Source organism: Plectonema radiosum NIES-515 (assembly GCF_025753815.1).
Taxonomy (GTDB): Bacteria; Cyanobacteriota; Cyanobacteriia; order Cyanobacteriales; family Nostocaceae; genus Hassallia; species Hassallia radiosum_A.
In genome coordinates, this window is sequence record NZ_JAOWRF010000119.1 from 1 (window position 1) to 9,836 (window position 9,836).

The following is a 9,836-nucleotide window of genomic DNA, read 5'->3' on the forward strand; positions in this document are numbered from 1 at the left end:
CTCCCCATCCCCCCATCAACTAACAACTAACAACTAACAACTAACAACTAACTATTGGCAATGGTTAAAAAACTTACTTGGATAATTTGGGGATTGAGTGCTTCTTGTTTCGGTGCGCCGGCACTCGCTGCTATAGTTACTTCCATCGGCACTAACGGTATTGATGCTCTGAGACTACAAAAAGCTCCATATAACTTAAATGGTCGCAAGATTGCCATTGGTCAAGTAGAAATTGGGCGTCCGGGAAAGTTTGGCTGGGACAAAGCGGTGTCTAAAAATACAGCAGTATCCTTAGCTGGAGTATTTTTACGCAATGGACCTGCTAAATCAAATAATGGTGTTGACCCCCACGCTTACAATGTGGCTGGTGTGATGGTCAGTCGAGACAAAGCCTTACCGGGTATAGCTCCAGGAGCGCGGCTGTATTCATCTGCGGTGGGTTCGACGAAAAACATGGGTCAGCCAGAAGAGTGTTTATCGGCGCAGCACATAGCCATGCAAAATGGTGGTGATATCCGCGCGATTAACTTCAGTTTTGGTGAACCTCTCACCCGCGATCCGCGACCGGAAGCGACTTTAGACGGTAACGCTTTACTAACATTATGTATTGACTGGTCTAGTCGAGTTCATGATGTTGTGTATGCGATCGCTGGCAACCAAGGTAAAGGGGGCATTCCTATTCCTACAGACAATTTTAATGCAATCAACGTCGCTTTTTCTTCTCGCAAAGGAAATATTTTTAATAAAGTTGATGTTTCCAATTTGGCTGCTGCTAACGAAGGAGTTGCAACTAGGCTCGCAGGAAAGGAGTTTAATCTTGATGGGCGTCCTTCTATTAGTTTAGTTGCTCCTGGGAGTAATATTCCTTTGTTCAATCCAGATGGCAAAGTCAACAAAGTCACGGGTACAAGTTTTGCAGCACCTCACGTTATCGGTACTGTTGCGTTGTTGCAGGAATTTGGTGACAAACAACTCCGGACAAAACAACCTAATTGGAGTATAGCCTCTCGCCGCCATGAAGTGATGAAAGCTGTATTGCTAAATTCCGCAGACAAAATTAAAGATACTGGTAATGGTTTGCGGTTGGGAATGAGCCGGACGCTTATTGATAAACAAAATCACGACTGGTTGGCATCAGAGGCTTATAGAGATGGAAAAATTCCCCTCGATCCGGAAATGGGAGCGGGTCATTTAAATGCATTTCGTGCGTACCAGCAATTCAGCCTTGGTCAATGGAGTCCATCTGCTGCCGTCCCTGCAATTGGTTGGGATTATCGGACATTGGATGCTGGGGCATCTGTGGATTATACCTATTCTAAACCGTTAGTGCAAGGCAGTTTTGTTGCTGTCACTCTCGCTTGGGATCGGGTGGTAGAGCTAGAGGATGCAAATAAAAACGGATTATATGATGTGGGTGAGAATTTTCGCGATCGCGGTTTAAACAATCTCAATTTGTATTTAGTCAAAGCCGATGCGTCAGATTCTAACTCAGGTGTGGTTTGCTCGTCCATTAGCGCTGTTGATAGTGTAGAACACATCTTCTGCCCTGTTCCGGCTACTGGCAATTACAAAATCCGCGTCCAATTTCAGAAAAAGGTAAACGCATCTGTTCAGCCTTTCGCTCTAGCTTGGTGGGGTGTATCTAGTAAATAGGAAGGGGAAAGGGGCAATAGACATTTCCGGAAACAATGTAGAGACATCAGCCGATCGCGTCTATACAAGGGTTCTGGACAACGCATAGTTCATTTTCAAATAGGTTGTCTAATAGATATCTCCGAAAAAGAATGTATAGACGCGAAATTTCGCGTCTATACAAGGGTTTTGGTTAACGCATAATTAATTTATGGAGATGTCTAATAGATATCTCCATAAAAGACGTAGAGACGTAGAGACTACCAAGTGCTACGTCTAATCAAGGGTTCGGGCAACGCATAATAAGCATAGCGGTCGATGTCTAATGGGCAATGGGAATTGGACATCGCTCATAATTCTTTTTTTTATTCCCCAGTCCCCTATCCCCTGTCCCCTATTTGGGGAGCAGACATCAAATTCATCAGAAAATTGCTGGCTCATGAATACAAAGCCAACAAAGCATAACACCATTATCAGATTTATTTATTACCGCCAACTAAAAAAACTTGTCTTTTTTGTCATTTCGTATTTTAAAATACAACTGATAAAAAGCATAAAATTAATAAAAATAAAGCTGATTGACCAGAAATCTGCATTGTCGCTTTCATCAGCAACTAACAAGTTGCAGAACTTACAAGTTGTCTTTAATTCCTATAACTTACTTAGCTGTTACCAAAACTGTAACCGCTCTATATTTTTATTCTTTTTAATGCGATAGTTAACATTTGACACATAAATAATGGTCAATCTTGATAGACAGCTTACAAAAAATATTTGGCAAGCGAGGTAGAAAAATGCATCGACAAAAATTTAATAGTGTTAAAGAAAATTTTCTACAAAGACGGTACGGTGTCCGTTTGGGTAGACGTTATGTTCTGGCAGCAGCAGGAGTTATGCTGATGGGTGTATTAGGCTGTTCTCAGGTCAACGACAGCACAAGTGTGCTAGCTAAATCTCCCTTACCGAATTCAGAATCACCATCAACTAAAAAAACAGTCAAACCTGATACAAAAGTCGTTGCGGCTAATACAAAATTCGGTTTAAAACTGTTTTCCGAAATTTGGAAAAAGGATAGCAAAGATAACATTTTTATTTCGCCTTCTAGTGTAGCGATCGCACTTGCCATGACTTACAATGGTGCGAGTGGTTCTACCCAACAAGCAATGGCGAAAGCGTTAGAGTTACAAGGCATAAGTTTAGAAGATATCAACTCCTCTAACGCCGCTTTAAAAACACTTCTAGAAAATACAGACCCGAAAGTGCAACTAACAATTACTAACTCACTTTGGGCGAACAAAGATACTAGCTTCAAATCCGAATTCATCCAAAGAAACAAAGATTTTTACAAAGCTAAAGTCGCGAATTTAGACTTTAAAGACTCTCGTTCTTCAGGTGTAATCAACACTTGGGTAAATGATAATACACGCGGCAAAATCAACAAAATAGTCGAGAAAATTGAACCTTCGCAAGTATTATTTCTAATTAACGCCATCTACTTCAAAGGTAACTGGAAGAACGAATTTGATCAAAAACAAACCGCTGAATATCCCTTTTACGTAGCATCTGACAAGCCAAAAAAACACCCGATGATGTCGCAAACGGGTGACTACAGATACTTAGAAAATGAACAATTTCAAGCAGTGAGTTTACCTTACGGCAAAGACGGTAAAATCAGCTTTTATGTCTTTTTACCGAAACAGAATAACTCAAAAGCCTTTTATGAAAACTTAAATTCTGACAACTGGCAAAAATGGATGACTCAATTCAGCGAACAAGAAGGATTTGTTCGCTTGCCCCGGTTCAAAATCAATTATGACATTACTCTCAACGATGCCCTGAGCAATTTAGGCATGGGAGAAGCTTTCAGCAGTAAAGCCAATTTTTCCGCTATGGGTAAAAATCTCACCATCAGCCAAGTTAAACATAAAACCTTTGTTGAGGTAAATGAAGAAGGTACAGAAGCAGCAGCAGCGACTTCTGGGGAGATAGTAGCAACATCAGCGATCGAGAAACCAAAGCCATTTCGGATGATTGTTGACCGTCCGTTTTTCTGTGCGGTAAGGGATAATCAAACAGGTAGCGTTTTATTTATGGGTTCAATTGTGGAGCCACAGTAGGAAATTCACGCATTATGTGAATTTTCAGTTAGGCTGACTAGCTTCAGGCAATGTGGTTTTGGATACGCTTAAAGGATTTTTTGACTCCGGTTTTGAGCTGTCTTCTTGAGCTGCAAGTGCATTTACCTCTTCTATACTATCGCTACCAATACGAGGACGCAGAGCGCTTAAAGCCGTTTTAATTACAACTGCACTTGGAACTGCTAAAATTACACCTAGCAATCCACCGACTCTAGCGCCGGTCAAAACCGAAACTAGCAGCCAAACCGGATTTAAACCAGTAAAATTTCCCAAAATTCGCGGAGCAATCAAGTTTTCCAGAATTTGTTGTACAATTACGGCTGCAATCAACGCTCTCACTCCGATGGAGAAATCTTGTAAAGCTACGAGTAAGGTAGTTAAGGCGATACCTACAGAACCTCCGTAGGGGATGAGAGCCATAATGCCAATAGTTAAGCCAAACAGCAAACCAAATGGCACTTTCAGCCAGAGAAAAGTCGGTATGAGGGCTGAAGCCATACAAGTTGAGATAATCAACTGAGTAATAAAGAAATTTTGAAAGCTAAGGCGTATTGTGTTAGAAAAAGGCTCTCGGAATTTGATCGGCAACCAATCTACCAAACTGTGCCAGAGTTCATCGCCATGCTGCAAGAGATAGAAAGTCAAAACCATTGTCAAGAGAAAGTCTAGCAGACTAGTGAGGGTAACTACAGCTAGATTCAGGACTTGTGAAGCGATCGCTTGTAATTGTCCCTTGACGCGATCGTTGATTTGTACTACCAAAGCTTCGAGATTAATTGGGAAACCAAAACTATCTGCTTTTTCATTCAACAGCATTAACTGAGAGCGTCCAGAGTCAATTAACTCAGGTAAACGCGTAACTAGTTGCTGCGCTTGCGTCAAAGCTAAAGGTATCAGCGTCAGACCCAATGCCAACAAAATCGACAAGGCAAGTAAAAACACTAAAATAGCAACTTGCTCCCGTCTGCCACCTTGACGCTCTATCCAACTCACAGGATAGTTAAGCAGAAAGGCTAAAACTGAGGCTGCGACTAAAATAACTATCAAAGAGTGAAAGTAATTAAAGATTGCCGAAATTGCCCAACCATTAAGGACGATTAGTGGTGCCAATAGCGCGATCGCACCGATTCGCGCTATTGGTGTTAATGTTTGCCACCAGTTAAGAAGCTTGCGTGTCTGCATATCACAGCCGATTGCGGGATAAAACTAAATTAAATCATTCTTTAAAACTTATTATCTCTGACTACACGACCGACATACATCTCTCTAGTTTAGGATTACACTCACCCAAATGAATAATAATCAACCAAATGACTCATCATCTGTGCCCCTATGTCAAGAAAAATCAGCCTTATTTTTCATCCCCAATGAGGATGCCAATATTTCTCCCTTGCCGTTAATTTTATATTTAGTTCCCGTCATCGGGTTTTTCCCCTCCTTGTGGACTCTTTATCGTCGTCGAGGTAGTCGGGAACAACTGAATGTTAGTCGTCTGTCAATTACTGTGGCACTTACCTGGCTTTTGGGGTATACCTTATTAGGAACGGGAGCGGCAACCGGAGAATTTTTCAGCTTGCGTCTACTGCTCCTCAATAGCTTTCTCACCTCTGGTTACTTTTTGGTTAGCGTTTGGTTAATTGTTCGTACAGTTCAAGGCAAATCTAATCGTTTAGCAGGGTTTAGTAGTTTTGCCAACCGAATTATTCATAAATATTTGTCTTAATTTAGGATGAAAGGCATTATTCCGTATTTTCACGGATATTTTTCCGAACTATACATTCTTTACAAACAGGTCTAGTCAAATCTGGTTTAATGTTGCCATACTTCAAGAAAACGTCTCCGGATTTGCCGAAAAGAAGGAGAAATACTGCTATAAGTGTTTTGGTTAACACTAAAGATCAAAAAGTTAACACTGATATTAAGGGTTAGCTATTATGGGTTAATTTGTCGGCTTTGAAGTAACAAATTTACCGAATTTTATCAGTAAGTGTGAGGAAGTCCGTGACCATTCAAAGAACTTCGGCGCAAGAAGACCATACAAACCCCTCGAATTCAAATAATAATAATTCTAAAAATTCCAAATCAGGACGGTGGCTGTGGTTTTGGGTGGGGATGAGCGGTATTGCGATGGTATCAGCCACCGCAGGAGCGCTATTGGCAGTGTCTTTAACGAGTACACCATTGATGCAAGCTTCTTTAAGTCCCCAAGAAGCGGCAGTTTTTGATAGCGATCGCATCTCCGGACAAGGACTGCGATTCTCTCAATTAACTCGGCCTGTCAACATATTAGTTATGGGAATGAGCGTACTCCCCCCAGATACTCAAAACGCTCCCGCTGAAACTAAAAATCTCAAGTACTTGCCTCAAGTCAATTCCTTTGATGGTCTTGCGGATGTGATGCTCTTGATCAAATTCGATCCAGAGAAGAAAAAATTAGTTATGCTTTCTGTTCCTAGAGATACCCGTACAGAGATAGAAGGGTATGGGATTAAAAAAATTAATGCGGCAAATACTCACGGCGGTCCAGCTTTAACAGCGAAAACCGTCAGTAATCTCTTGGACGGCGTGGGAATCGATCGCTATATCCGAATTAACGTTTTGGGAGTTGGTAAGCTAATCGATGCCTTGGGAGGGGTGACGGTTTACGTCCCCAAAGATATGAAGTACCAAGATGATTCTCAGCACTTGTATATCAACTTGAAAGCTGGTAAGCAGCATTTAAATGGCAATCAAGCTTTACAACTATTGCGCTTTCGTCATGATGAAAATGGCGATATTGGTCGGATTCAGCGTCAGCAAATGGTGATGCGGGCATTGATGGATCAAAGCCTCAACCCAACTACACTAGCTCAATTGCCTAAAGTTCTCGACGTAGTTAAAGAGCATATTGACACCAACTTAACCGTTGAAGAGTTGTTAGCCCTAGTCGGTTATGGAGCGCGAACAAATCGCTCGAATATGCAAATGTTGATGGTACCCGGTCGCTTTAGCGAAAAGAACGAATTTGATGCTAGCTATTGGTTGCCAAACCGCGATCGCATTGCCGCGATGATGGCTGAAAATTTTGATGTGAATGCCCCACATGAGCAACAATCCACTGACCCAGGTTCTTTGCGAATCGCAATTCAGGATAGCACTGGTGGCGATCGCTCAAAAATGCGACCTTTAATTAGAAGCCTTGAAAAAGCTGGCTATCGCAATATTTATGTATCTAAGCCTTGGGGTGAACCTCTAGAAGTTACACACATCGTCGCCCAACAAGGAGACGGTAACAGCGCCGAATCCATTCGCAACTCTTTAGGATTTGGGGAAGTGCGAGTAGAAAGTACTGGGAATCTCGCCTCTGATGTCACTATACAGCTAGGTAAGGATTGGTTGCAAGAAAGGAATCCTGTGGAAGTGTCTCCTCAACGTTAATTTTTCTTGCTTATTAATTAATGACCGAGTATGTTTATACATTCTATAAGCATACTTACTCACGTTAGCATGTTAACATCTTGTACCGGGCGAAGTTCATTGATTTAAAATAGCAGCTTGGTGTAAGATGTTAATCCAAAATCCCTCCAGTTAAACCGTTCTGCAAGCCGATAGTTATACTGACGACGGCACAATTCTAGCCAGTGTTCAAAAGTGGCTATTTGTTGCTTGGTTGGTCGTATACGGTACTGGTAGGCGAGTCGCATCTTTACTGCCTTTAATCTGATTTTCCTATTTTCTGGATTAATTTGTGGTGCAATATTTGGTTCTTGCGTAGTTAATGATACTGCTGGCGAAGTCGAGTAGAACCAGATACGCTCCAAAATGGGGCGTATCTGGTGTAGCGCGAACCTTGGGCTGTGAGTTTGAAAGGTCTTGCTGTCAACTAGCGATCGCGGGCATCATTAGCTATCGGGTCGGGAATGCTGTCAACTAGCGATCGCGGCTTTTGTTGACGCCGTCTGATCGCCGCAGACACTGTTCCCGTTCCTAACCAGAGCATCTGCTGGGGGATGCGAGTCAGATCGGATTGAGCCAGCGTATGCAACATGGCTGGAGTACAACAAGGGCAAAACAATGATTCAAAGGGAAACATGACGATTATTTCCTCGGATTTCTGTATTGAGTTAGGGAATTAATGGCAACGGAACAACACAACCATTTGTCATGGGCTGACTGAGGCAATTCTTGTAGATATTCCCGTCTTTCATGATGACTTGAAAGTTATTCTTGTTATCCTCGTCGTTCCCCAGTACTGAGAGATCATCTAACGGATTACCCTTTACCAGCAGCAAGTCGGCGTATGCACCCTCCTTAATCACACCCAATTCTCCTGGGTATGGGTTGCGCGGACCCGATAAAGCCAGCAACTGAGCGTTGTCGTGGGTAACTAGCTTGAGTGCCTCAAAGTTTGAAAGCCAGGTCTTCAACTTGGGGATGAAGCTGTTTTGCTTGTACGTACTACCGGGATTAAAGATAAAATCTGTGCCCCAGGCTAGATTGACATTGTACTTCTTAGCCCATGTGAAAGCCTTATCAGTACCATCGATCACTTGCCGCTTCTTCTCTATCACAAGTGGCTCGGTATCTCCAGGTGCCGGTTCAAGGGTTTGAAGACTGAGCCAAATACCCTTCTTTGCGAGTAGTTGCATAGTCTCCTCGTCCAGCAATTGCCCATGCTCGATGCATTTGACACCTGCGGTAATTGCTCGTCGAACCGCTTTAGGGGTATAGGCATGGACTGTGACATAGGTTCCCCAATCGTCAGCCGCCTCCACCGCTGCCTTAATTTCGTCCAGGGTATACTCTGCCACATCCAGTGGGTCGTACAAGGAGGCAGCTCCGCCCCCAGCCATGAGTTTGATCTGGGAAGCACCTAACCGGAGATTTTCGCGGGTGGCTGTCAGCACTTCGTCTCTGCCATCGGCGATAATGGTAGCCCTCAGATCCTCTGCACGAGACAACTTGCCACCAAACCGGCGGGGTCGCGCGTAATAGTCCCCAAAGTCGCCATGTCCCGATGTCTGGGAAATCGTGGCACCACTGGGATAGATACGCGGACCTGGAGTACACTCCAGATCAATTAATTGTTTGAGAGGAAACACTGGACCACCCATATCTCGAACTGCCGTGAAGCCGCGCAGCAAAATGTTCTTTGCTTCTGCCTGAGCCTTGGATTCAAGGATTTGAGGATTAGTATCCAGGTTGAGTAATCCATTTTTTCCCTCTTGTGGGTTGGCGCTCATGTAGATGTGTACATGGTTATCAATCAGACCGGGCATCATCACAAGACCATTGCCATTAATAGTTTCGACATTTTTCGGATCGAGCTTATTACCATTTTCTAGTTCAATCTCTGGTAGCTTTGTTAGGTCAATGCTAGTTAAGGAAATCTTATTGATTTTGTTCTCGATCACCAAAACATCTGACTTGCCAGAAAGTCCATCAGTGAGTCCGTTGAAAATACGAACATTTTGAAAAAGTACGCCATCAGGTGGAGGTGGAGGTGGCTCTAGATTTCCTATTAAAGGAACAGGACATCCCTTTATTTGAGCATGGGCTACTTGTGGCGTGAGTCCCATTCCCATAAGGGCTAGCATTAAAGCCCCTAATATAACTCGATAAAAAAATCTCATGGGCGTATCTCCTCATTGGTAGATTTGAGTGTCTGATAAAAGTCACATTCGCGATCTACTTGCAGCAGCGCTTCGCGATCGCAACTAAACAATCAGAGGCTAGGGGAAAAATATAAGAAATATATGAGATGGACAAAATTTCTGATTATCTTAATTATTGTACTGCCAACGGTGTTTTGCTATACTGCTTCATGCTGAACTGGTAGGGTAAAATAAAAGGTGCTTCCTGCGCCCAACACACTATATACCCAAATCTGTCCCTGGTGCTGTTGAACAATACTCTTACAAATGGCAAGTCCTAACCCCGTTCGTCTCTTGTGTCGGGAATCCTGCTATCTAAATCATGGACATCCGTAGACATTCAATCTTTAGTTGACGTTTCAACGGGTGGAGTCGGCTCCAGAACCCTTAACGCCCAGACACGGTTTAGCCATCCGCGTTTAAAACGACTGCC

Annotated in this window: 8 protein-coding genes and 1 pseudogene; 4 read left to right on the plus strand and 5 right to left on the minus strand. The window is 43.0% G+C overall.

Annotated features, from left to right (window positions below):
* Positions 1-60: 60 nt before the first annotated feature.
* Together OGM63_RS08050 and OGM63_RS08055 are read left to right on the plus strand one after the other, a co-directional pair.
* On the plus strand, positions 61-1,653 hold the full coding sequence (locus OGM63_RS08050) for a S8 family serine peptidase (protein WP_263744997.1): 1,593 nt from the start codon (positions 61-63) through the stop codon (positions 1,651-1,653).
* A 773-nt stretch (positions 1,654-2,426) separates the two neighbouring features.
* On the plus strand, positions 2,427-3,749 hold the full coding sequence (locus OGM63_RS08055) for a serpin family protein (RefSeq protein WP_263744998.1): 1,323 nt from the start codon (positions 2,427-2,429) through the stop codon (positions 3,747-3,749).
* A gap of 24 nt (positions 3,750-3,773) precedes the next feature.
* Here the strand turns inward: OGM63_RS08055 and OGM63_RS08060 are convergent, their stop codons facing one another.
* Positions 3,774-4,952: an AI-2E family transporter gene (locus OGM63_RS08060; RefSeq protein WP_263744999.1), complete on the minus strand. Its 1,179-nt coding sequence runs from the start codon at positions 4,950-4,952 to the stop codon at positions 3,774-3,776.
* Positions 4,953-5,061: 109 nt separating this feature from the next.
* On the opposite strand from OGM63_RS08060, the gene OGM63_RS08065 reads away from it, so the two are divergent.
* Both OGM63_RS08065 and OGM63_RS08070 read left to right on the plus strand, forming a co-directional pair.
* Entirely contained in the window at positions 5,062-5,493 is a 432-nt protein-coding gene (locus OGM63_RS08065; protein ID WP_263745001.1) for a hypothetical protein, read from the plus strand.
* A 278-nt stretch (positions 5,494-5,771) separates the two neighbouring features.
* Positions 5,772-7,187: an LCP family protein gene (locus OGM63_RS08070; protein WP_263745002.1), complete on the plus strand. Its 1,416-nt coding sequence runs from the start codon at positions 5,772-5,774 to the stop codon at positions 7,185-7,187.
* A gap of 104 nt (positions 7,188-7,291) precedes the next feature.
* Here the strand turns inward: OGM63_RS08070 and OGM63_RS29530 are convergent, their stop codons facing one another.
* The 4 genes and pseudogenes from OGM63_RS29530 to OGM63_RS08090 form a co-directional block, all read right to left on the minus strand.
* On the minus strand, positions 7,292-7,570 hold the full coding sequence (locus OGM63_RS29530; RefSeq protein WP_318528424.1) for a helix-turn-helix domain-containing protein: 279 nt from the start codon (positions 7,568-7,570) through the stop codon (positions 7,292-7,294).
* Positions 7,571-7,632: 62 nt separating this feature from the next.
* The gene (locus tag OGM63_RS08080; protein WP_263745003.1) at positions 7,633-7,842 is read right to left on the minus strand and encodes a hypothetical protein; all 210 of its coding nucleotides are present in this window, start codon (positions 7,840-7,842) and stop codon (positions 7,633-7,635) included.
* Positions 7,843-7,873: 31 nt separating this feature from the next.
* Positions 7,874-9,382, minus strand: coding sequence for a metal-dependent hydrolase family protein (locus OGM63_RS08085; RefSeq protein WP_263745004.1), 1,509 nt, complete (start codon positions 9,380-9,382; stop codon positions 7,874-7,876).
* A gap of 179 nt (positions 9,383-9,561) precedes the next feature.
* Positions 9,562-9,696, minus strand: a pseudogene (locus OGM63_RS08090) (ATP-binding protein); the annotation flags it as partial.
* Between the last annotated feature and the right edge of the window lie 140 nt (positions 9,697-9,836).

What these genes read in the sequence shown, in the direction of transcription:
- OGM63_RS08050 (WP_263744997.1), top strand. Translation starts at nt 61, where the DNA reads ATGGTTAAAAAACTTACTTGGATAATTTGGGGATTGAGTGCTTCTTGT.
- OGM63_RS08055 (WP_263744998.1), top strand. Translation starts at nt 2,427, where the DNA reads ATGCATCGACAAAAATTTAATAGTGTTAAAGAAAATTTTCTACAAAGA.
- OGM63_RS08060 (WP_263744999.1), bottom strand. Translation starts at nt 4,952, where the DNA reads ATGCAGACACGCAAGCTTCTTAACTGGTGGCAAACATTAACACCAATA.
- OGM63_RS08065 (WP_263745001.1), top strand. Translation starts at nt 5,062, where the DNA reads ATGAATAATAATCAACCAAATGACTCATCATCTGTGCCCCTATGTCAA.
- OGM63_RS08080 (WP_263745003.1), bottom strand. Translation starts at nt 7,842, where the DNA reads ATGTTTCCCTTTGAATCATTGTTTTGCCCTTGTTGTACTCCAGCCATG.
- OGM63_RS08085 (WP_263745004.1), bottom strand. Translation starts at nt 9,382, where the DNA reads ATGAGATTTTTTTATCGAGTTATATTAGGGGCTTTAATGCTAGCCCTT.